Annotated in this window: 15 protein-coding genes and 2 pseudogenes; 11 read left to right on the top strand and 6 right to left on the bottom strand. The window is 66.0% G+C overall.

The genetic code is table 11. The features are described 5' to 3' along the window. The first annotated feature begins 200 nt into the window (after positions 1-200). The gene (locus tag MF6396_RS17300; protein WP_043861112.1) at positions 201-1,370 is read left to right on the top strand and encodes a p-hydroxyphenylacetate 3-hydroxylase oxygenase component; all 1,170 of its coding nucleotides are present in this window, start codon (positions 201-203) and stop codon (positions 1,368-1,370) included. Between the two features lie 62 nt (positions 1,371-1,432). Next, positions 1,433-2,377: a p-hydroxyphenylacetate 3-hydroxylase reductase component gene (locus tag MF6396_RS17295; protein WP_078481088.1), complete on the top strand. Its 945-nt coding sequence runs from the start codon at positions 1,433-1,435 to the stop codon at positions 2,375-2,377. Between the two features lie 58 nt (positions 2,378-2,435). On the opposite strand, the gene MF6396_RS17290 is transcribed toward MF6396_RS17295, so the two are convergent. The 3 genes from MF6396_RS17290 to MF6396_RS17280 form a co-directional block, all read right to left on the bottom strand. Next, a complete protein-coding gene (locus MF6396_RS17290) occupies positions 2,436-2,825 on the bottom strand; it encodes a VOC family protein (RefSeq protein WP_054916504.1) in 390 nt (129 codons plus the stop codon). A 63-nt stretch (positions 2,826-2,888) separates the two neighbouring features. Further along, positions 2,889-4,835, bottom strand: a complete 1,947-nt coding sequence (locus MF6396_RS17285; RefSeq protein ID WP_078481087.1) for a DNA topoisomerase III — start codon at positions 4,833-4,835, stop codon at positions 2,889-2,891. Positions 4,836-4,958: 123 nt separating this feature from the next. Then, positions 4,959-6,236, bottom strand: a complete 1,278-nt coding sequence (locus MF6396_RS17280) for a bifunctional O-acetylhomoserine aminocarboxypropyltransferase/cysteine synthase (RefSeq protein ID WP_054916502.1) — start codon at positions 6,234-6,236, stop codon at positions 4,959-4,961. A gap of 140 nt (positions 6,237-6,376) precedes the next feature. Between MF6396_RS17280 and MF6396_RS17275 the strand changes: the two genes are divergently transcribed. The 9 genes and pseudogenes from MF6396_RS17275 to MF6396_RS17240 all read left to right on the top strand — a co-directional run bounded on the left by MF6396_RS17275 (position 6,377) and on the right by MF6396_RS17240 (position 19,023). Beyond that, on the top strand, positions 6,377-8,140 hold the full coding sequence (locus MF6396_RS17275; RefSeq protein ID WP_078481085.1) for a S8/S53 family peptidase: 1,764 nt from the start codon (positions 6,377-6,379) through the stop codon (positions 8,138-8,140). 179 nt (positions 8,141-8,319) lie between these two features. Next, positions 8,320-9,789 (top strand): SulP family inorganic anion transporter, encoded by a 1,470-nt coding sequence (locus tag MF6396_RS17270; protein WP_043861106.1) that lies wholly within the window; start codon positions 8,320-8,322, stop codon positions 9,787-9,789. Between the two features lie 164 nt (positions 9,790-9,953). Then, positions 9,954-10,757: a putative bifunctional diguanylate cyclase/phosphodiesterase gene (locus MF6396_RS17265; protein WP_078481084.1), complete on the top strand. Its 804-nt coding sequence runs from the start codon at positions 9,954-9,956 to the stop codon at positions 10,755-10,757. 201 nt (positions 10,758-10,958) lie between these two features. Then, positions 10,959-11,453 (top strand): annotated as a pseudogene (locus MF6396_RS29535) (MCP four helix bundle domain-containing protein); the annotation flags it as partial. Next, positions 11,454-12,583, top strand: a pseudogene (locus MF6396_RS29530) (methyl-accepting chemotaxis protein). Positions 12,584-12,722: 139 nt separating this feature from the next. Continuing rightward, positions 12,723-15,524, top strand: a complete 2,802-nt coding sequence (locus MF6396_RS17255) for an ATP-binding protein (RefSeq protein ID WP_078481082.1) — start codon at positions 12,723-12,725, stop codon at positions 15,522-15,524. Positions 15,525-15,529: 5 nt separating this feature from the next. Further along, positions 15,530-17,902 carry an ATP-binding protein gene (locus MF6396_RS17250; protein WP_153046101.1) on the top strand — a complete coding sequence of 791 codons (2,373 nt, stop codon included), beginning with the start codon at positions 15,530-15,532 and terminating at the stop codon, positions 17,900-17,902. 43 nt (positions 17,903-17,945) lie between these two features. After that, positions 17,946-18,593, top strand: a complete 648-nt coding sequence (locus MF6396_RS17245; RefSeq protein WP_043861102.1) for a response regulator — start codon at positions 17,946-17,948, stop codon at positions 18,591-18,593. Positions 18,594-18,687: 94 nt separating this feature from the next. Next, on the top strand, positions 18,688-19,023 hold the full coding sequence (locus MF6396_RS17240) for a hypothetical protein (RefSeq protein WP_078481079.1): 336 nt from the start codon (positions 18,688-18,690) through the stop codon (positions 19,021-19,023). Positions 19,024-19,035: 12 nt separating this feature from the next. On the opposite strand, the gene fusA is transcribed toward MF6396_RS17240, so the two are convergent. The 3 genes from fusA to MF6396_RS17225 form a co-directional block, all read right to left on the bottom strand. Beyond that, the gene (gene fusA / locus MF6396_RS17235) at positions 19,036-21,141 is read right to left on the bottom strand and encodes an elongation factor G (RefSeq protein ID WP_078481078.1); all 2,106 of its coding nucleotides are present in this window, start codon (positions 21,139-21,141) and stop codon (positions 19,036-19,038) included. A gap of 97 nt (positions 21,142-21,238) precedes the next feature. Continuing rightward, positions 21,239-21,628: a tautomerase family protein gene (locus tag MF6396_RS17230; protein ID WP_078481076.1), complete on the bottom strand. Its 390-nt coding sequence runs from the start codon at positions 21,626-21,628 to the stop codon at positions 21,239-21,241. Positions 21,629-21,756: 128 nt separating this feature from the next. Next, a complete protein-coding gene (locus MF6396_RS17225) occupies positions 21,757-22,155 on the bottom strand; it encodes an ACT domain-containing protein (protein WP_078481075.1) in 399 nt (132 codons plus the stop codon). Positions 22,156-22,210 lie beyond the last annotated feature (55 nt).

Below are 22,210 nucleotides of genomic sequence, written 5' to 3'. Positions count from 1 at the left end.
CGGCCCCTTCGCCGGCAAGGCCGGCTCCTACCGATAGCAGGCGCCGGCCTTGCCGGCGAAGGGGCCCATGAAAAGTACAACCTTGCCTCTGGAAGGTGCATTTTCCCCCCGTCACACCCATCCCATACTGGCCCTGCATCCGCCGCCAGCTGCCCACCTCGCAGCCCGGCCCGGACATCCAATAATAAGCAGGGCCCTCCATGAAAAAGCCAAACCCGCTGCTTGAAGACCTCAAGCCACTGTTGCCGACCATCGCTGCCAACGCCGCCCGTGCCGAGCAGGATCGCCAGGTACCCGCCGAAAACATCGCGCTGCTCAAGGGCATCGGCCTGCACCGCGCCTTCCAGCCCAAGCTGTATGGCGGCCTGGAAATTTCCCTGCCCGAATTCGCCGACTGCATCGCCGCGCTGGCCGGTGCCTGTGCCAGTACCGCCTGGGCCATGAGCCTGCTGTGCACCCACAGCCACCAGCTGGCGATGTTCCCGGCCCGGTTGCAGGAAGAGATCTGGGGCACCGACCGCGACGCCACTGCCAGCAGCAGCATCGCGCCGTTCGGGCGTATCGAGGAGGTCGAGGGCGGCCTGCTGTTCAGCGGCGAGATGGGCTGGAGCAGCGGCAGCGACCATGCCGAATGGGCCATCGTCGGCTGTCGCCGCGCCAACGCCGAAGGCACCCAGGACTACTGCTTCGCCGTGCTGCCGCGCAGCGACTACGTGATCCGCGACGACTGGCACGCTGCGGGCATGAAGGGCAGCGGCACCAAGACCCTGCTCATCGACAAGGCCTTCGTGCCCGAGTACCGCATCCAGAAAGCCAAGGACATGATGGAAGGCAAGTCCGCCGGCTTCGGCCTGTACCCGGACAGCAAGGTGTTCTATTCGCCGTACCGGCCGTACTTCGCCAGTGGCTTTTCCACGGTCAGCCTGGGGGTGGCCGAGCGCATGCTCCAGGCCTTCCGCGAGAAGACCGCCAACCGCGTGCGCGCCTACACCGGCGCCGCGGTTGGCGCAGCCACCCCCGCATTGATGCGCCTGGCCGAGTCCACCCACCAGGTGGCCGCCGCGCGGGCCTTTCTCGAAAAAACCTGGCAGGAGCACGCCGACCACAGCGCCCGCCACCAGTACCCCAGCCGCGAGACCCTGGCGTTCTGGCGCACCAACCAGGGCTATGCGGTGAAGATGTGCATCCAGGCCGTGGATCGCCTGTTCGAAGCCGCGGGCGGCACCGCCTGGTTCGAGGCCAACGAGATGCAGCGCCTGTGGCGCGACTCGCACATGACCGGCGCCCATGCCTACACCGACTACGACGTCTGCGCGCAGATCCTCGGTCGCGAGCTGATGGGCCTGGAGCCTGACCCGAGCATGGTGTGAACACCGCGCCCTGCCCATAACAACAACGTACGGCTGCCCTGGCGGCAGCCGGGGAGTCTTGCATGTCTACTGAACCTGCCGTGGCCTTCGACAGCCGCGCGTTCCGCCGCGCCCTGGGCAACTTCGCCACCGGCGTCACCGTGGTCACCGCCGCCGAGGCCGCGGGCAACAAGGTCGGGGTCACGGCCAACAGCTTCAATTCGGTCTCGCTGGACCCGCCGCTGATCCTCTGGAGCCTGGACAAGCGCTCCAGCAGCCTCGCGGTGTTCGAGGCCGCCAGCCACTTTGCGGTGAATATCCTGGCCGCCGACCAGATCGAGCTGTCGAACAACTTCGCCAAGCCACGGGAGGACCGCTTTGCCGGCATCGAGCACCGGGCGGGCGAGGGGGGCGCACCGCTGCTGGCCGATTGCGCCGCGTGCTTCCAGTGCGAACGCCATCAGCTGCTCGACGGCGGTGACCACTGGATCATGCTGGGCAAGGTGGTAGCGTTCGACGATGGCGGGCGTTCGCCGTTGCTCTACCACCAGGGTGCGTACTCGATGGTGCTGCCGCACACCCGCATGACCCGACGCGAAGAGGGGCAGGCCCCCAGCAGCCATTTTCAGGGGCGCCTGAGCCACAACCTGTACTACCTGATGACCCAGGCGCTGCGTGCTTACCAAGCCAGTTACCAGCCGCGCCAGCTGTCCAGTGGCTTGCGCACCAGCGAGGCGCGCATGCTGATGGTGCTGGAGAACGATGCGGGGTTGAACCTGGCCGACCTGCAGCGCGAGGTGGCGATGCCGGCGCGAGAGATCGACGAGGCGGTGGCCAACCTCAAGCGCAAGGGGCTGGTGTGCGACAGCGAGGCGGCCGGGCATGTGCGCCTGAGCGTGGCCGGCATCGACCAGACCGAGGCCCTGTGGACGATTGCGCGCGAGCAGCAGGACACGGTATTTGCCGCGTTCAGCGACGAGCAGATCGAGACGTTCAAGACGGTGCTCAAGGCAGTGATTCGCGCGTGAGCCAAAGGCTTTGCCAAGGACGGCCCCTGTAGGCGCCAGCCTTGCTGGCCAAGCGCTTTCAACCCATCGGCGAGCACAGCTCCACCAGCACCCCGGCCGGGCAGCGCAAGTAGGAAACCGTCTGGCCCCAGGGCTTGCTCTGCGGCGCCCTGATTTCCTCGGCGCCGTTGACCAGGGCATTGGCGTGGGCCGCCGCGACCTTCTCGGTCACCAGCGCGATCTCCATGCCCAGGGGCTTGTGGCTGTTGCTGGCGGCAACGAAACCTTCCGGGAAATTCGACTCGCCCAGTTCCAGCGACGCGAAGGCCAGGGTGGTTGGCCCGGTGTCCAGCTCGCCGTAATCGCCGGACTCATGCAGAAAACGACGCTTCAGGCCGAAGGCATTCTCGAAGAAGCTCAACGATGCCTCGACATCGGGTACATAAACGATGGTGTAGCCCAGTTTCATACACATTCCTTGTCGGTGGTTTCTGTAGGGGCCGGCCTTGCCGGCGAAGCAGCCGGCACGGGCCTAAGCCCCGGTTTTTTTCGCTTTGGTGGCACGGGGTCGCTTGCCGGCCGTGGCGCTGCTCTTGCGCTTCTTCTTCCACGGCGCGCCGCCGCGCCCGGCCGGCACCGGCGGCCCTGAAATGCGCAGGCTCATGCCCGAGCAGCGCTCCACCTGCTTGCTCATCCACGCCGACTGCTTGGCCACGAACGCTTCCAGGCTCATTTCGCCGCTCTGCACCATGTCCAGCGCCTGCTCCCAGATCGCCGTGGTGCCAGGGTCGGCAATCGCCCTTGGCACCGCGTCGATCAGGCTGAACGCCGCCGGCGTGGCCGACAGCGCCTTGCCCTGCTTGACCAGGTAGCCCCGGTCGAGCAGGCCCTGGATGATCCCGGCGCGGGTCGCTTCGGTGCCGATGCCGGTGGTGTCCTTGAGCTTCTGTTTAAGGCGCGGGTCGTCCACCAGCTTGGCGACGTTCTTCATCGCCTTGATCAGGTCGCCTTCGGTGAAGGGCTTGGGCGGTTGGGTCCACAGGTCCTTGAGGTTGACCCCGGCCACCTCGCACAGCTGACCCTCGTGCAATGCCGGCAGCACTTGCGCCACCGGCGCCTCGCGGCCCTTGGGCGGGGTCAGGGCTTCGGGCAGCGCGCGCCGCCAGCCCGGCTCGACGATCTGCTTGCCCACCGCACGCAGCGCCTGCCCGGCGCAATCGAAGTCGGCCTGGGTGCGGTCGTATTCATGGTTGGGCAGAAACTGCGCCAGGTAACGTGCCCGAATCAGCACGTACACCGACTTGTGCTTGGGCGGCAGGCGCGCCGGGTCGCGCGCGGCGGCGGTGGGGATGATGCCGTGGTGGGCGCTGACCTTGGCGTCGTTCCACGCGCGTGAGCGGCGTTGCGCCTGCAGGTGCGGCTGCAAGGGCGCCAGGCTCGGGTCGGCGCGCCCCAGCGCGGCAAGAATCGCCGGCGCCTCGGCGTGCTGGCTCAGGGGCAGGTAGCCACAGTCGCTGCGCGGGTAGGTGATGACCTTGTGGGTTTCGTACAGCGCCTGGGCGATGTCGAGGGTTTCCTGGGCGCCCAGGCCGAATTTCTTCGAGCACAGCTCCTGCAGGGTGCCCAGGTCGAAGGGCAGCGGCGCTGCCTCGCGCACGCGCTCGGTGGTCAGCGTCAAAAGGCGCGCCATGGACGTCGCCTGGATGGCCGCAGCCGCCTGCTGCGCGAACGCCTGGTTCAGGCAGCGGCCCTGGTCGTCGCACAGCTCGTCGGGCGCACGCCACTGGGCATTGAACACCTCGCCGGCGCTGCGCAACTGCACATCGATGGCCCAGAACGGCACCGGCACGAAATCGGCGATGCTGCGGTCGCGGTCCACCACCAGGCGCAGTGTCGGGGTTTGCACCCGGCCCACCGGCAACACGCCCTGATAGCCGGACTGGCGGCCGAGCAGGGTGAACAGCCGGCTCATGTTCATGCCGATCAGCCAGTCGGCACGCGAGCGGCCCAGGGCCGAGTGGTACAGGTTGAAGGTGGCGGCGCCGGGCCTGAGGGCGGCCAGGGCCTTGCGGATCGAGGCGTCGTCCAGCGCCGACAGCCACAGGCGCTGGATCGGCCCGCGATAGCGGCAGTGCTCCACCAGCTCGCGGGCGATCATTTCGCCCTCGCGGTCGGCGTCGGTGGCAATCACCAGTTCGGCCGCCTCGCCGAGCAGGCGCTTGACCGCCTTGAACTGGGCGGCCGTCCTGGGTTTTACCAGCATTTTCCATTGCGCCGGGATGATCGGCAGGTCGGCCAGCGACCAGCGCTTGTAGCGGGCATCGTAGGCGTCGGGCGGGGCGGTTTCGAGCAGGTGGCCGATGCACCAGGTCACCGTGACACCCGTGCCGACCCAGCAACCGTCGCCGCGGCGGCTGGCGCCAAGGACCTTGGCGATGTCCTTGGCCTGGGAGGGTTTTTCGCAGAGGTACAGGCGCATGGCCGAGTGAGCTCTTGGTCGGGCTGTGATGGGCCCTAGAATGCGCAGGATTGGCGATGCAGGCAAGGTTTATCTGTATGGATATACAGATGAATGTGTAGCGCTTGCCTGCCCGCCGATGCCTCAGCCGCGCGACGCTTCCAGTGCCTGGGCCAGGTCGGCCAGGATGTCGTCGCTGTGTTCGATGCCGATCGACAGGCGCACCATGTCACGCGGCACGCCGGCCTTTTCCAGCTCTTCGTCGTTCAACTGGCGATGGGTGGTGGAGGCCGGGTGGCAGGCCAGCGACTTGGCATCGCCGATGTTCACCAGGCGCACCACCAGCTTGAGTGCGTCGATGAAGCGTGCACCGGCCTCCTGGCCGCCCTTGATCCCGAACGACAGGATCGACGCCGGCTTGCCCTCGGTGTAGCGCAGCGCCAGCGCGTGCTCGGGGTGGTCCGGCAGGCCGGCGTACTTGACCCACGCCACCTGCTCGTGACCCTGCAGGTAGTGGGCCACCTTCAGGGCGTTCTCGGTGTGACGCTCCATGCGCAGGGCCAGGGTCTCCAGCCCCTGCAGGATCAGGAAGGCGTTGAACGGCGACAGCGCCGCGCCGGTGTTGCGCAGCGGCACCACGCGGCAGCGCCCGATGAACGCCGCCGGGCCGAAGGCCTCGGTGTAGGTCACGCCGTGGTAGGACGGGTCGGGGGTGTTGAGCAGGGCGAAGCGCTGCTTGTGGTCGGCCCACGGGAAGTTGCCCGAGTCGATCACGATGCCGCCGATGCTGGTGCCGTGGCCGCCGATGTACTTGGTCAGCGAGTGCACCACCACGTCGGCGCCGTGCTCGAACGGGCGGCACAGGATCGGCGTGGCCACGGTGTTGTCGACGATCAGCGGCACGCCATGGCGGTGCGCGGCATCGGCCAGCGCGCGCAGGTCGACGATGTTGCCGGCCGGGTTGCCGATCGACTCGCAGAACACCGCCTTGGTCTTGTCGTCGATCAGCGCCTCGAGGGCGGCGATGTCGTCATGGGCGGCGAAGCGGGTCTGGATGCCGAAGCGCGGCAGGGTATGGGCCAGCAGGTTGTAGGTGCCGCCATACAGCTTGGCCACCGAGACGATGTTGTCGCCGGCCTCTGCCACGGTCTGGATGGCGTAGGTGATCGCCGCCATGCCCGAGGCCACCGCCAGTGCGCCCACGCCGCCTTCCAGCGCGGCCATGCGCTGTTCCAGCACATCGTTGGTGGGGTTCATGATGCGGCTGTAGATGTTGCCGGCCACCTTGAGGTCGAACAGGTCGGCACCATGCTGGGTGTCATCGAAGGCGAACGAGGTGGTCTGGTAGATCGGCACCGCAACCGCTTTGGTGGTCGGATCGGGGCTGAAGCCCGCATGGATCGCCAAGGTTTCCAGCTTCATGATGCAGTCGTTCCTTGAAAGTCGTGGAGGCCGAAGCATGCGCGGCGCGCAAACGCGGGGTCAAGCCTTGCCCCGCTGAACGATGACCTGCGCCAGCCGGTCGGATGGTCATTGCCTGCCACCCTGCAACGGAGTCGCCCATGCTGCCCCACCTGATTGCACCCGGTTTCGCCCTGCTGGCCCTGGCCAGCACCCTGGCCATCGCCGCCGAGCCCTTGCGCATCACCGGCCTGCAGCGCTGTGGCGATGTGCTGAGCGCGGTGCAGCAGCAGTGGTGCGTGAGCACCCGCGGCCTGGCGCAGGGCACGCCCGGGGTGCATCTGGACGGGCACGTGCTGCCCGCCGCCTGTGTCACCCGCGATGGCGATACGCTGCGCCTGAACCTCGATACGGCCCGGTTGGACAGCGGCCCGTTGTGGCTGCAGGACGCGGGCGGCCAGGCCAGCAACCCGGTGTGGCTGTCGCTCAAGGCCAGCCATGTGGTGCCCGCCGGGCCGGGCGAGGTGGCGAAGAACATGGACGGCCTGACCACCTATGTCGACCTGGTCAGCCTGCTGATCGAAGAGCGCCACGACGGCCTGCAGGAGGCCCGGCGCCTGGCCGACAAGTACGGCGCCAAGGTGGTGGGGGCGATCGCGCCGCTGAACGTCTACCAGCTGCGCCTGCCGGTCAGTGACCTGGTGCAGCGCGATGCCATGGTGCTGCGCCTGGGCAGCGAGGTCAGCGTGGACGCCGTGGTGATCGAGGAGTCCGCGCCGGAAAAGGGCGAGGAGCGCGAATCCGCAGATGCGCAGGCCCGGCCCGGCGGCGAGGAGTGGGCCGCCAACCGTTTCATGGACGCGGTCAACTTCTACCAGCGGCGCATCCCTGCCCGCGATGCGGCGGTACCGGTCAGCCCGGTTCGCATCGGCGTGATCGAGCGCGACGTGGATTTCGACGCCCCCGATTTCGCCGATTACCTGGGCCCGTGCCGCGGCGAGCGACCACGCACCTGCCTGTACGCGCGTGACGCCGACAAGCCCGACGGGCATGGCAGCACGGTGGCCGGGGTGCTCGCCGCGCGCTGGGAGCAGGGCGGCAATACCGGTTTTCTGCGCGGGCTCGACCCGGCCAGCCCCGGCTTCGAGGTGATCGTGGAGCGCAATTCCGACGCCGGCATCACCGCCAACATCGCCGCCTCGGTCAACCTGGTGGAGGACGGCGTGCGGGTGCTGAACTGGAGCTGGGGCATCCACCGGGTGGGGGCGAAGAACGTCGAGGGCGACGAGGTCGACTCGCTGGTGCGCTCGGGCCTGGCCATGAGCGGCTATGAAGAGCTGCTGGAGGAGTTCTTCCTGTGGCTGCGCAAGGAGCACCAGGACGTGGTGGTGATCAACTCGGCGGGCAATGGCGCGTCGTACTCGGGTACCGACGAGTACCGCCTGCCGTCCTCGTTCGTCACCGAGCAGTTGCTGGTGGTGGGCGGGCACCAGCGCAGCGAGCGCCCGGTGGCGGTGGATGATCCGGCCTATGTGGTCAAGCGCGCCGCCTCCAACATCGATGCGCGCGTGGACATCACCGCCGCCGCCTGCGTGCAGGCGTCCACTGTGCAGGCCGACCAGCGCGGCGAGGTGCACTGCGGTACCTCCTATGCCACGCCGATGGTGGCCGGGGTGGTGGCGGCCATGCTCTCGATCAACCCGCGCCTGCAGCCCGAGCAACTGCGCCTGTTGCTGCGCCGCAGCGCCATGACCCTGGGCGGCGAGGGCGACTTCGAGCCGATGGACGCCGAAGACCTGACCGCGCCGATCCTGCCGTCCGAGCGCAACTACCAGCTCAATGACAAGGACGTCGGCCGCTCGGCGCGGCTGGACATGCACAAGGCCCTGGACCTGGCGGTGCAGAGCCGCGACCGGGTGCGATGAGGGTGTCCCCTTCATCGCGGGTCAAGCCCGCTCCCACAGGCTCTGCACAGTCCTGTGGGAGCGGGCTTGCCCCGCGATGGCTGCGACGCCGTTTGTGTTTGAGGTAAGCTAGCCAACCTTTTGCACCCCCTCGATGCCCTGTCACCCCCGCAGGCGATGCCCTGCCGATTGGAACCCCGATGCAGCCCACACGCAAACCCTTCCGACTCGCCCCCGTGCGCGCCGACGTGCTCGCCGGCCTCACCACCGCCTTCGCCCTGGTGCCCGAGTGCATCGCCTTCGCCCTGGTTGCGCACCTCAACCCGCTGATGGGCCTGTACGGCGCCTTCATCATCTGCACCCTGACCGCACTGTTCGGTGGGCGCCCGGGCATGGTTTCCGGCGCCGCCGGCTCGATGGCGGTGGTGATCGTCGCGCTGGTGGTGCAGCACGGCGTGCAATACCTGCTGGCCACGGTGCTGCTGGGCGGGCTGGTGATGCTGCTGTTCGGCCTGCTGCGCCTGGGCAAGCTGGTGCGCCTGGTGCCGTACCCGGTGATGCTCGGCTTCGTCAACGGCCTGGCCATCGTGATTGCCCTGGCCCAGCTCGAACACTTCAAGTCCGGCCAGGCCTGGCTTGCCGGCAATGCGCTGTACCTGATGCTCGGCCTGGTGGCACTGACCATGGCCATCGTCTACGTGCTGCCACGCCTGACCCGCGCCGTGCCGCCGGCGCTGGTGGCGATTCTCGGCGTGGGCCTGCTGGTGTACCTGTTCGACCTGCCCACCCGCACCCTGGGCGACATGGCGCACATTGCCGGCGGCCTGCCGGGCCTGGCCCTGCCCGAGGTGCCATGGACCCTCGACACCCTGCGCATCATCGCGCCATACGCAGTACTGATGGCCATGGTCGGCCTGCTCGAAACCCTGCTCACCCTCAACCTCACCGACGAAATCACCGAGAGCCGCGGCCACCCCGACCGCGAATGCGTGGCGCTGGGCGCGGCCAACATGGTCTCGGGCCTGTGCGGCGGCATGGGCGGCTGCGCGATGATCGGGCAGACCGTGATCAACCTCGGCTCCGGCGGGCGCGGCCGGCTGTCGGGCGTCGTGGCCGGGGTGATGATCCTGATGTTCGTGCTGTTTCTCGCGCCGCTGATCGAGCGCATTCCGCTGGCGGCACTGGTGGGGGTGATGTTCGTGGTGGCGCAGCAGACCTTCGCCTGGGCATCGCTGCGGGTGCTGCACAAGGTGCCGGTGAACGACGTGCTGACCATCGTGGCGGTCACCGTGGTCACGGTGTTCACCGACCTGGCGGCTGCCGTGATGTTCGGCATCATCATCGCCGCCCTGAACTTTGCCTGGCAGCAGGCCCGCGAGCTGTACGCCGACAGCGACGTGCACGCCGATGGCAGCAAGCTGTACCGCGTGCACGGCACCCTGTTCTTTGCGTCGGTCACCACCTTTCTGAACCAGTTCACCCCGGCCGACGACCCGGCCGAGGTGACCCTGGACTGCGCCCACCTGCGGGTGGTCGACTACTCGGCGATCGCTGCCATCAAGACCCTGCGCGAGCGCTATGCCAAGGCCGGCAAGCACCTGCGCGTGGTGCACCTGACCGAGCGCTGCAAGCAACTGCTCAGGCGCGCGGGGGAGCAGCACACCGCCTGAGCCCACGCGCATTTTTAAGGATCTGCTGATGGTCCGCGCTGCGGCATGTGCCTGAACATTGGCCTGTCACGGGAGTGACGTTCTCTGACGGCAAGCCTGTTGATTGGAGGAGTCTTTCGAAGCGGTGGATGGGCTATGGCACGCCTGCGTGGGAGGGGTGAGTGATGAATCAGTCGGCGCTTTACGTGGTCTCGACGCCCGTCGCGAGTACGTCGTTGCAGTCGAACCTCGGAAGGGCCCTGGAGCGGGATCAGTTCGAACTGCATTATCAACCGCTCTACCGCGTCGATCAGGGCCGCCCCTACATCGCGGGTGTCGAGGCGCTGCTGCGCTGGCGATCTGCCGGGCAACTGGTGCCGCCGCTGTCGTTCATCCCCACCCTTGAAGCCACCGGGCAGATCGTACCGGTTGGCGAGTGGGTGCTGCAGCGCGCCTGTCGACAGGTCCGCGACTGGCAGTTGGCCGGGCAGGGGCAGCTGCACTGTTCGGTCAACGTCTCCAGCCTGCAGCTGGAGCAGGTCGGCTTCGCCGCCTCGGTGCGGCGCGTTCTGCAGGCCTGCGGGCTGCCGCCGGCGAGCCTGATCCTGGAAATCACCGAAAGCCAGTGGGTCAGCGACAGTGCCCAGGTCAAGGCCTGCCTCGATGAACTGGTGAGCATGGGCGTGCGGCTGGCGCTGGATGACTTTGGCACCGGCTACTCAGCCCTGAGTTGCCTGCTGCGTTTTCCATTGAGCATCCTCAAGGTCGACAGGAGCTTCGTCAGCGGCCAGCCCCAGAGCGGCAAGCTGCACGCCATCTGTCGTGCAATCATCGGGCTGGGGTGCGAGCTGGGCTTCGAAGTGGTTGCCGAAGGCGTCGAGGAGGCTGACCACCTGGACTTCATCGTGGGCCAGGGCTGCCATTACGCGCAGGGTTACCTGCTCAGCCGGCCCTTGCCGCCGACGGAGTTGCAACGCCTGTTCAACTAGCGGCTGCCACCGCCACGCAAGGGAGCCTGGCCGCTCGGAGTGTGGGCGTACCTCGATCGCCGATCATCGGAGGGCGGTGTGCAGGCCCGTTTTCAGGCTTGCCTGATAGGCTATTTCAAACGCCCTCATTAAAGTCCCCACCAGCAACGACGCGGAGTCGGGTGCCTCCGATTTTCTGCTTGTTTCTATGAGGGATTGAACATGCTGCTTAGAAATTTCAGGCTGGGCCATCGAGCAATACTGGTGTTTTTCGTATTGAACGTGCTGGTCATTGTCCTGGGTGTGGTTTCCATCATGCAAATGGGCCGGGTGCGTGCCGCTGCCCTGGAAATCGAGAAGAACTGGATGGAAAGTGTGCGCCAGGGAGGCGCGATCGACGCGCTGGTGCTGCGCCTGCGGCTTGAAAGCTATCGCCTCCTCAGTACCGATGACCCAGCGATCAGGAAGATGTCCATCGAGACCATCACCGGTGCACGCAGCGAGCTCGACAAGGCGGTCACCGACTATCGTCACCAGGTGTCCAGCCCGGACGAACAAGCGGCCTACGACGATGTCAAGACAGGGATCGCCAACTACATAGGGCAGCTGGACAGCTTTCTGGAGCGGGTGCAGGCCGACCACGCCGCCGAAGCCACCGAGTACCTAAACCAGACGACTCGGCCGCTGGCGAACAGCCTGCAGGTCGTTATCGGCAAGATGATGGACATCAACCGCGAAGGTGCCCGCCAATCGGGGATCGAGTCCGAGGCCATCTATCAGAGCTCGGTGAAGACCGTGATCGTGATCATCAGCGTGGTCGTGGTGTTGAGCATCCTGATGGGGGTTCTGTTTGCGCGCAGCATCACCGTACCGTTGCTGGCGGTGCTGGGGATCAACCAGCGGATTGCCGAAGGCGACCTGCGCAGTGTCGTGCCGATGTCCGGCAAGGACGAGCTGACCGACCTGATGGCCTCGACCGCGAGCATGCAGGCCAGCCTGCGTGACACCATTCGTCTGATGGGCGACTCGTCGAACCAGTTGGCCGCAGCGGCCGAACAGATGCATTCGGTGGCCGAGGAATCGAGCCGCGGGCTGCAGCAGCAGAGCGATGAAATCGAACAGGCCGCCACCGCCGTGAACGAGATGACGGTTGCGGTCGAAGAGGTGGCGCGCAACGCAGCCTCCGCGTCGGAAGTCACCCAGCAGTCCGCCAGTTCGACCCGCACCGGTTCCGAGCGGGTGACCCAGGCGGTTGTCGCCATCCAGAACCTGACAACGATTGTCGAGTCCACCAGCGGGGAAGTCGAAGGCCTTGCGAACAGGGCACAGAACATCAGCAAGGTGCTGGACGTGATTCGCGCGATTGCCGAGCAGACCAACCTGTTGGCCCTCAATGCTGCCATCGGGCTGCCAGGGCCGGTGACCAGGGGCGCGGGTTCGCCGTGGTGGCCGACGAGGTGAGGGCACTGGCCCACCGCACCCAGGAGTCCACCAAGGAAATCGAGACCATGATCGCCGACATCCAGGCGGGGGCCGAGCAGGCGGTAACGGCGATGTCGCAAAGCCGCGTCAATGCCCAGGACACCCTGGGGATCGCGCAGGAAGCCGGCGCCGCACTGGATGCGATTGCCCGTTCGATCACCGAGATCAACGACCGCAACTTCCTGATTGCAACCGCTTCCGAAGAGCAGGCGCAGGTGGCACGTTCGGTGGACCACAACCTGGTGAGCATTCGCGATCACTCGGTGCAGACCTCCGACGGCGCCAGCCAGACGGCCACTGCAAGCAACGAGCTGTCCAGGCTGGCGATTGCCATGGCCGACCTGACCCGGCGCTTCACCACGTGAAACCGCGCCCGTGCCCCAGCCACGGCATGCGCATTCGCGGCGGTACATCGAGCTGAGCCAAGCGCCCTGGCTGTGCTGGGGCGCATTTTTAAGGCTTGCCTGATAGTGCTGCGCAGCAAAGGGCACTTAAGCTGGCGCCATGAAATTGAAGCATTTCCTGCAACCCACCGACTCGTTCTTCTCCACCCCCAAGGCTGTGCGCCGGCTGCTGCGATTGTTCGCCCAGTTGCTGGTGCTGGGCATGGTGGTGGGTGCGATCATTTCCCTGAGCTCGATTCTCAGGAACGAAGTTTCCCGTCGTCAGGGGCTCATGAGCGATGCCATCGCCAATGCACGGGTGTTCTTCACCCAGCGCGAGGCGCTGCTCAAGAGCCTCGCGCTGTCGGCGGTGGCGAAGCCACCTGGGCAACAGTTCGCGGTGGCGCAGCAGGTCGGCCACCGACAGCCCGGTGACGATCTCCGCTGGGACCTGCAGTTGTCCGGGCGCATGGTGGATTTCCTCACGACAAACCGCATCAACCTGCTGTACGTCGCCGATCAGGTGGCGGCCCGCGTGGTGTACCTGAACCGCACGGTCAGCTTCGATACGCCGATCCCTGGCGCGGTGCTGAGCCGCCTGCAGCGTATTGATCCCACCCTGCCCGAGGCGGACCAGGCGGTCTGGCTCAGCGATCAGCAGGCGTCGACGCTGCGGCTGTATCTGTTCGTGCGGGTGGATTTCCACCAGCCCCGATCGGGCTGGCTCGGCATGGAGATGGATGCCAGCGACGTGGCCAGCACGCTGCACGATGACGCGGCAGGGCAGTTCATGATGCTCAACCCCAGAGGCGATGTGATGATGCGCAGCGTGTCGAGCGTGTACCCGTCGCTGCCCTTGCCGAAGCTGGAGACAGGCCATGACTTCGGCTTCTCCGGGGAAGGCTTTTGGCCCGACCAGCTGGTGATGCGCAAGAAGCTGGGCTACTCGGATTGGAAACTGTTCTATGCCATCGGGCTGGAGGCCTTGCTCAAGGTGTTGTGGTGGCCGTTGCTGGCTGCCAGCGCCCTCATCCTGCTGATCGGCGTGCTGGTGGGGCGCCTGGTGACGCGCGTCGAACGGCGCCTGATCACCCCGGCAACCCAGCGCATCGATGCACTGATCGAAAGTGAAGCGTTCAACCGCGCGATCATCCAGACCGCCCCGGTGGCGCTGTGCGTGCTGCGCCGCGCGGATGGCCAGGTGGTACTGGAGAACACCTTGTCGCAGCAGTGGCTGGGCGAGTGCAAGGAGCGCGAGCGCCTGTGCCACGGCTGGATCGAACAAGCCTTCAGCGACCGCGAAATTGTCCAGTCCGACGAGTTCCAGGCCGGCGACGGTCGCCACCTGCACCTGAGTTTCGTGCGCACCCGCTACAACGGCGAGGACGTGCTGTTCTGCGCCTTCAGCGATATCAGTACGCGCAAGCAGGCCGAGGCCGCGATGACCATGGCCAAGCAGATGGCCGATGCCGCCAACGAAGCCAAGACACTGTTCCTGGCGACCATGAGTCACGAGATACGCACGCCGTTGTATGGCGTGCTCGGAACCCTGGAGCTGCTGGCCCGTACCGAGCTGAGGGGGCCGCAGAAAGACTACCTGCACGCCATCGAGAGTTCCTCGGCAGCGCTGCTCAACCTGGTGTGCGATGTTCTCGATGTGGCCAAGATCGAAGCCGGTCAGTTGGCCCTGGAGGCCAGTGAGTTCTCGCCGCTGGAGCTCATCCACGACGTGACCCAGAGCTACGCCGGTGCTGCGCGCAGCAAGGGGTTGTATCTGTATGCCTTCGTCGACCCGTACATGCCGGCGCTGTTGCGCGGCGACATAACGCGCATTCGCCAGGTGCTGAACAACCTGCTCAACAATGCGGTGAAGTTCACCGAGAGCGGGCAGATCGTACTGCGTGCCAAGGTCGGCTCGATGACCGAGGAACGGGCCGACATCCTCTGGCAGGTCAGCGACAGCGGCCCGGGCATTGCCCCGGATGACCAGGCCTTGCTGTTCGAGCCGTTCTACCAGTCCTCGACCAAGACCAACGTGGTGCCCGGCACCGGCCTGGGCCTGTCCATCTGCCAGCGCCTGGCCGCCTTGATGAACGGCAGCATCCGCGTGGTCAGCGCCGTGGGCCTGGGCAGCAGCTTTACCTTGAGCATTCCGCTGGGGCGCTCGTACCCGATGCCGGCGAGCGACACGCCGCGCCTGGCCGACGAGATGATCTACGTGCATTCCCCGGTGCTGGAAATGGCCGAATACGTCAGTGGCTGGCTGCGGCGCTGGGGCGCGCAGACCCATATCGGGCTGCCACCCGAGATCCAGGCCGCGCATGACGTGCTGCTGGTGGAGGCCCACCCGCACACCGCGCACCCCGTCCTGCTGGAGTGGAGCGGGCCGCGTGTAGTGATATGCCCGCAGGAGTGCGAGCCGCCGTCGCAGCAACGCTACTGGCGGGTCAAGCTCAACGACCTGAACGGGCTGCTGGCGGCCGTCAGCCAGGCCCAGGGCATCGCCCCCCCGGCGCCTGGCCGGATCGAGCACGAGATCACCCGGCAACTGGACCTGAGGGTACTGGTCGCCGAAGACAATGTGATCAACCAGCTGATCGTCAAGGACCAGCTGGAAGAGCTGGGGTGCAGCGTGGGCCTGGCCCGCGATGGGCATGAGGCCCTGGCGCTGTGGCAGAACGAGGTGTTCGACGTGGTGCTCACCGACATCAACATGCCACGCATGAACGGCTATGACCTGGCCAAGGCCCTTCGTCGTCAAGGCTGCGTGGTGCCCATCATCGGTGCCACGGCCAATGCCATGCGCGACGAGGGCGATCGGTGCCTGGCGGTAGGCATGCAGCAGCTGCTGGTCAAACCCTTCGGCCTCGGTGCGCTGTTCACCTGCCTGCAGCACTGCCAGCGTGAAGAGAGGCGAGAGTGACGTCGTTGGCCAGAAGCTCCCTACGCCTCGGTATCGGCTTGCTGCTTGGCATTGCCCTGATCTTCCTGCTGGCGATGACCCACGAGCAATGGGCAGCGCAGTACTGCGTCGATTGCGTCAGCTTCATCCGTGGGGCGAATTTACCGCTGCTGCGCATCGTGCTGGCATTCGCGTTGCTCAGTGCCCTGCTGGGGTGGCTGTACTACCACTATCGCCGGCAGGTCATCGCGCCGGCTCGCCAGGCCCGGAGCGAGCTGCTCGACAGCCAGGCGTTCAGCCTGGCGGTGATCGAAAGTGCACCTGCCGGGCTGATTGTCATCCGCCTGCACGACCTCCAGGTGGTGGTGGAGAATCAGCGTGCCAAGGACAGTCGCGAAGTGGCGCAGTCCATCGTCGAGATGGCGCGCCAACCCGGCATCGAACTGTGCGGCGAGGCGAGCATGGTGCTGCAGGGTCGCTGTTTCCGGCTCAGTTTCTCCTCGACCCGCTACCAGGACCAGCGGGTTCTGCTGTGCGCGTTCACCGACGTCACCGAACACCTGGAACGCGCGGTGGCCTTGAGCCAGGCCAAGTCCATGGCCGACAAGGCCAGTGAAGCCAAGACCCTCTTCCTGGCGACCATGAGCCACGAGATCCGCACCCCGCTGTACGGCGTATTGGGCACCCTGGAGCTGCTCGGCCTGACCGGCCTCGACCAGCGCCAGATGGATTACCTCAGCATCATCCAGCGCTCGTCCTCCACATTGTTGCAACTGATCAGCGATGTGCTGGATGTGTCCAGGATCGAGTCGGGTCAACTCACCCTTGAGTCGGTGGCCTTTTCGCCATTGGGCCTGATCGAGGACGTGATGTCCGCGCACATCGCCAACGCGCGCGCCAAGGGCCTGCAGATCTATGCCTGCGTGGCACCGGAAATACCCGACCAGCTGGTAGGGGACGAGGTGCGCATCTGGCAGATCCTCAACAACCTGCTGGGCAATGCGATCAAGTTCACCGACATCGGGCGGGTTGTGCTGCGCTGTCGCGTGGCCAGGGGCGAAGGGCAAGACATCACGCTGGAGCTTCAGGTCACCGACACCGGCATCGGCATTTCCCCGGAGCAGCAGTTGCACCTGTTCGAGCCGTTCTACCAGGCCCGCGCGAACAACCTTGTCAGCGGCACCGGGCTTGGCCTGTCGATCTGCAGCCGCTTCAGTGCGTTGATGGGCGGCGAGGTGAAGGTGGTCAGCGAACAGGGGTTGGGCAGCAGTTTCACGGTGCGCCTGCCGTTCGTGCTGCCGGACACGCCGTTGCCGGCAGAACTTGGCATCGACCTCGGCGGCGTGCAGGTGTACGTGCGTGCGCCCGTGCTGGAGCTGGCCGAGAACATCGGCAGCTGGCTGCTGCGCTGGCATGCCACGGTTACGGTGCTCAGCGCCGCGCAGCACGAGGTGCACAGCGGGGCGCTGCTGGTCGAGGTACTGGGCAACGGCAAGTGGCTGCCGGACTGGAACGGCCGGCGCCTGTTGTGCGACTACGACGGCCCGCAGGTTCCCGAGCCGATGGAGGCGGGCTGGCGCGTCAGCGCCAATCATGTGCGGGCGATTGCCGGCGCCGGGCTGATGGAAAAGAACGGCGTCACCGAGCCCGCGCCGCCTGGCGCAGCCCCTGACTTGCCGGCGCTTGGCCTGCAGGGGCTGGTGGCCGAGGACAACCTGATCAACCAGGCCATTCTCAAGGAACAACTCGAAGCCCTGGGCTGCACCGTGGAACTGGCCAGCGATGGCCAGCAGGCGCTGCAGCAGTGGCGCAAGTACCGCTTCGACGTGCTGCTGACCGATGTCAACATGCCGGTCATGAACGGCTACGAGCTGGCGCGCGCGATACGCCTGCAGAACGCCAAGGCGCCGATCATCGGCGTTACCGCCAATGCCATGCGCGACGAGGGCGAGCGTTGCCAGGCAGCGGGCATGACCTGCTGGGTGGTCAAGCCGCTGAGCCTGACCACCTTGCGCAACCTGCTGCTCAATGTCACCCCGGCGCTGGCGCACGAGGAGGCCGGGCGCCAGCCGTCGCTAGAGCTGTCGGTGCAGTTGGCCGAGGCGGAGTCATCGGCAGCGGGCATCGTGTTGTCGCCGGCCATGCGCGACCTGTTTTTGAGTACCATGGAGAAGGACATCCGCGCCATTCGCCTGGCCCTGGCGGCCGGCGAGCAAATCGACGTCCTGCACAAAGTGCATGGTGTCAGTGGCGCACTGTCGGTGGTGCAGGCGCACGCTCTGGCCAGGCTGTTCGGTGAGCTTGAGCACCGCCTGCGCGCGCCCAGCCTGCAGCTCACCTTGATTGACGATATTCACCAGGCGCTCGACCGGCTCTGCGACTTGATGAGGTCGGTATGACCCGGGCCGAGACTTGCCACACTTTGTGCACACCGGAGCGATCATGCATAAAATCACCGTAGTCATCGCCGATGACCACCCGATCGTGCTGTTTGGCGTACGCGAACTCATCAAGTCCGACCCGCGCTTCGAGGTGGTTGGCGAAGCGGGCAGCTCCACCGAACTGATCAACGTGCTGCACGACAAGCAGCCCCAGATCCTGATCACCGACTACAACATGCCGGAGAGTTCCCAGTATGGCGACGGCCTGCGGCTGATCACCTACCTGACGCGCAACTTCCCCGCGCTGCGCGTGCTGGTGCTGACGATGGTGTCCAACAGCCTCATCCTCACGCGGCTTTACAATCTGGGCGTGGCGGGCGTGATCGACAAGCGCACGGTGAACGAAGAGTTGCTGCGCGCACTGGAAGCCTTGAGCCAGAACCGCATCTACAAGCTGGCGCCGGCGAACCGGAACTCGGTGATCGACAACGGCTATCAGATCGACGAGCGCATGGCCTCGCTGTCCACCCGCGAAGTGGAGATCCTGCGTCTGTTCGTGGCGGGCATGAGCCTGCGCGACATCGCGATCAATCAGAATCGCAGCCCCAAGACCATCAGCACGCAAAAGATCGCGGCCATGCGCAAGCTGGATGTGCGCAGCGACCAGGAGCTGATCTCGTACTGCCTGGAGGCCAACCTGTTCCAGTAGGCGTGCCCGCGTTTTCAGGTTTGCCTGATGGCACGGGGCCCGGCTGTATCGTTCAATGGCGTCAAGCGACGGCAGCATTCCACAGGAGGCAATCATGGCGCCCGATCTTGAGCAGCGATGCCCCGACAGCGTGCGGACAATCTTCATTTCACACAGCGAGACAGCGGATGTTCGCCAGTTCATAGGGCAGTACATCGACAGCCGTTGCCTGCGTTCCAGCCCTGCGGTGCGGAACATGGTCCTCGCCGTACTGGCGGACTACCCGGGTGAAGCACCGGTGCGCCTGTACGAGCTCAATGCCTGGCTTGACCACACACTGAGCAGGCGCCCCTTTTACCGGCCAAGTGCACACCTGCTGCAGCTGGTGGTCAGCAATCAGCACATCCCTGCACCCAGCGACCGGGTCGGCGGGGCGTCGACCGTGCAGTAATCGCGCGACGACCTAGCCCTGCTTTTTGATGATGGCATCGGCCACGCTCGCCGGCGCCTCGGCATACTTGGTGAACTCCATGGTGTAGCTGGCGCGGCCCTGGGTCATCGAGCGCATCTGCGTCGAATAGCCGAACATCTCGCCCAGCGGCACGTCGGCGCGGATCACCTTGCCGGCCGGGGTGTCCTCGCCTTCCTGGATCAGCCCGCGGCGCCGGCTGAGGTCGCCGAGGATGTCGCCCTGGTACTCCTCGGGGGTCACCACCTCGACCTTCATCACCGGCTCCAGCAGCACCGCGCCGCCTTTCTGCGCCAGTTGCTTGGTGGCCATCGACGCCGCCACCTTGAACGCCATCTCGTTGGAGTCGACGTCGTGGTACGAGCCGTCGAACACCGTGGCCTTCAGGCCGATCAGCGGGTAGCCGGCCAGCACGCCGTTCTTCATCTGCTCCTCGATGCCTTTCTGGATCGCCGGGATGTACTCGCGCGGTATCACGCCGCCGACCACCTCGTTGACGAACTCCAGGCCTTCCTTGCCTTCCTCGGCCGGGGCGAAGCGGATCCAGCAGTGCCCGTACTGGCCGCGCCCGCCAGACTGGCGCACGAACTTGCCTTCGATCTCGCAGGTGTTGCGGATCTTCTCGCGGTAGGCCACCTGCGGCTTGCCCACATTGGCCTCGACGCCGAATTCGCGGCGCATGCGGTCGACGATGATGTCCAGGTGCAACTCGCCCATGCCGGAGATGATCGTCTGCGCGGTTTCTTCATCGGTGCGCACGCGAAATGACGGGTCTTCCTGGGCCAGCTTGCTCAGGGCGATGCCCATCTTCTCCTGGTCGGCCTTGGTCCTGGGTTCCACGGCCACCGAGATCACCGGGTCGGGGAAGTCCATGCGTTCGAGGATGATCGGCTGGTTGATGTCGCACAGGGTGTCGCCGGTGGTCACGTCCTTCATGCCGATCAGTGCGGCAATGTCGCCGGCGCACACCGCCTTGATCTCGGCGCGCTGGTTGGCGTGCATCTGCACCATGCGGCCCACGCGCTCCTTCTTGCCCTTGACCGAGTTGAGTACCGCATCGCCCGAGTTCAGTACCCCGGAGTACACCCGGGCGAAGGTCAGGGTGCCGACAAAGGGGTCGGTGGCAATCTTGAAGGCCAGCGCCGAGAACGGCTCGCTGTCGTCGGCATGGCGCTCCAGGTGCCGGTCTTCATGATCCGGGTCGGTGCCGTTGATGGAGGGGATCTCGGACGGGGCGGGCAGGTAGTCGATCACCGCGTCGAGCATCAGCGGCACGCCCTTGTTCTTGAACGACGACCCGCAGATGGCCGGCACGATCTCGTTGTTGAGGGTGCGCTGGCGCAGCCCGGCCTTGATCTGCTCGTTGTCGAGTTCGGTGCCGTTGAGGTACAGCTCCATGAACTCGTCGTTGGCCTCGGCGGCGGCCTCGATCATGTGCGCACGCCACTCGGTGGCCAGCTCCAGCATGTCGGCCGGTATCGCCTCTTCGCGGTAGCTGGTGCCGTTGTCGGCCTCGTTCCAGTAGATAGCCTTCATCTTCACCAGGTCGATCTGGCCGATGAAGTGTTCCTCGGCGCCGATGGCCAGCTGGATCGGCACCGGGTGGTGGCCCAGGCGCTTGTCGATCTGTTTGACCACGCGCAGGAAGTCCGCGCCCTGGCGGTCCATCTTGTTGACGTAGGCCAGGCGCGGCACATGGTACTTGTTGGCCTGGCGCCACACCGTCTCGGACTGCGGCTCGACCCCGTCGGCGCCGCTGAACACCACCACCGCGCCATCGAGCACGCGCAGCGAGCGCTCCACCTCGATGGTGAAGTCGACGTGGCCGGGGGTATCGATGATGTTGAAGCGGAATTTCTCGGGGAACTGCTTGGTCGAGCCCTGCCAGAAAGCGGTGGTGGCGGCGGAGGTGATGGTGATGCCGCGTTCCTGTTCCTGGGCCATCCAGTCCATGGTCGCGGCGCCGTCGTGCACTTCACCCATCTTGTGGTTGACCCCGGTGTAGAACAGGATGCGTTCGGTGGTGGTGGTCTTGCCCGCGTCGACGTGGGCGACAATGCCGATATTGCGGTACAGCTCGATGGGGGTGGTGCGCGCCATGGTCGTTCACCTGTGCAAAAGGCGGGCAGCCTGTGGCCCGGGTTCTTCCAGTTAAGCAGAAGAATGCACGGCTGCTGCTACCGGTCGGCGCGTGTGTTCAGACCTCCACGGTGTAGTTCAGGCCCAGCTCGTCGCCGGGCAGGCCGCGTATGCCCCAGTTTTCGCGGGGGGTCTCGAACAGGGTGATCTCGATGTCCTGGGCGCCGATGCCGGTGTGCTCGCCGATGCGCTGGAACAGTTGGCGGATGAGGTCTTTCCTTGCGGCGCTGGAGCGGCCTTCGAACAGGCTGATCTCGATGATCAGGTAGTGTTCGCTGCGGTCGTCGGGGTAGAGGAAGTCGGCGGGGTCCAGGGCCAGGTAGCGCTGGAAGCGTTTTTCCGGCGGGTACTGCAGGGCGCTCATCACCGCGCCATGGATGGCTTCGGCAAGGGCAGGGCGGTGCTGGTCGAGGGTGGTGCGCAATCCATAGATCTTGATCTGGGCCATGCTGACGTTCCGTGTAGGGCGGGGGGAGGTGCATCGTGGCCGATGGCCCTGGCGCCGGCAAGGCTGGCTGCTGCAGAGAACGCCGAACCTGTAGGAGCCGGCCTTGCCGGCGAAGGCCCCCGCTATCATCAGGCCCCCGCCGCCAACCCTTCCAGCACCGCCATCGCCCGCTGCGCATCGGCCTGCGCGACGAAGATATGGTCATGGTAGAACGCGGCCACCACGTTGCAGCTGATGCCGGCCTGGCCCAGCGCCGTGGCGAACGCCGCGGTCAGGCCCACCGCCTCCAGCGACGAATGCACCGTCAGGGTGATCCACGCGGCCTCGTAGCTGAAAGGCAGTTTCAGCGCCTCGGCCCGCGCACGCGACACGATCACCGTCAGCCCCTCCTGCTCGCGAAAACTGCCGATCACCTCGCCAGGCTGCAGCCCCGACCAGTCGGCCAGCGTGCAGAACACGTAGCTGCCTTCATTCAACTGCGGCCGCATGCTGCGCAACAGCGTGGCCAGACTTGTTTCACCCGACATGATCGTGCCCCTGCAAAAGAAATCGGCCGCCAGTCTGGCAGCCGATTGTTGATCA

This window comes from Pseudomonas sp. MF6396 (assembly GCF_002018915.1).
Classification (GTDB): domain Bacteria; phylum Pseudomonadota; class Gammaproteobacteria; order Pseudomonadales; family Pseudomonadaceae; genus Aquipseudomonas; species Aquipseudomonas palmensis.
The sequence above is the reverse complement of the archived record's forward strand: the minus strand, read 5'-3'. Positions and strand labels throughout refer to the sequence as shown.

Excerpts from the sequence above, each read along its gene's own strand:
- MF6396_RS17300 (WP_043861112.1), top strand. The coding sequence starts at position 201 with ATGAAAAAGCCAAACCCGCTGCTTGAAGACCTCAAGCCACTGTTGCCG.
- MF6396_RS17295 (WP_078481088.1), top strand. The coding sequence starts at position 1,433 with ATGTCTACTGAACCTGCCGTGGCCTTCGACAGCCGCGCGTTCCGCCGC.
- MF6396_RS17290 (WP_054916504.1), bottom strand. The coding sequence starts at position 2,825 with ATGAAACTGGGCTACACCATCGTTTATGTACCCGATGTCGAGGCATCG.
- MF6396_RS17285 (WP_078481087.1), bottom strand. The coding sequence starts at position 4,835 with ATGCGCCTGTACCTCTGCGAAAAACCCTCCCAGGCCAAGGACATCGCC.
- MF6396_RS17280 (WP_054916502.1), bottom strand. The coding sequence starts at position 6,236 with ATGAAGCTGGAAACCTTGGCGATCCATGCGGGCTTCAGCCCCGATCCG.
- MF6396_RS17275 (WP_078481085.1), top strand. The coding sequence starts at position 6,377 with ATGCTGCCCCACCTGATTGCACCCGGTTTCGCCCTGCTGGCCCTGGCC.
- MF6396_RS17270 (WP_043861106.1), top strand. The coding sequence starts at position 8,320 with ATGCAGCCCACACGCAAACCCTTCCGACTCGCCCCCGTGCGCGCCGAC.
- MF6396_RS17265 (WP_078481084.1), top strand. The coding sequence starts at position 9,954 with ATGAATCAGTCGGCGCTTTACGTGGTCTCGACGCCCGTCGCGAGTACG.
- MF6396_RS17255 (WP_078481082.1), top strand. The coding sequence starts at position 12,723 with ATGAAATTGAAGCATTTCCTGCAACCCACCGACTCGTTCTTCTCCACC.
- MF6396_RS17245 (WP_043861102.1), top strand. The coding sequence starts at position 17,946 with ATGCATAAAATCACCGTAGTCATCGCCGATGACCACCCGATCGTGCTG.
- MF6396_RS17240 (WP_078481079.1), top strand. The coding sequence starts at position 18,688 with ATGGCGCCCGATCTTGAGCAGCGATGCCCCGACAGCGTGCGGACAATC.
- fusA (WP_078481078.1), bottom strand. The coding sequence starts at position 21,141 with ATGGCGCGCACCACCCCCATCGAGCTGTACCGCAATATCGGCATTGTC.
- MF6396_RS17230 (WP_078481076.1), bottom strand. The coding sequence starts at position 21,628 with ATGGCCCAGATCAAGATCTATGGATTGCGCACCACCCTCGACCAGCAC.
- MF6396_RS17225 (WP_078481075.1), bottom strand. The coding sequence starts at position 22,155 with ATGTCGGGTGAAACAAGTCTGGCCACGCTGTTGCGCAGCATGCGGCCG.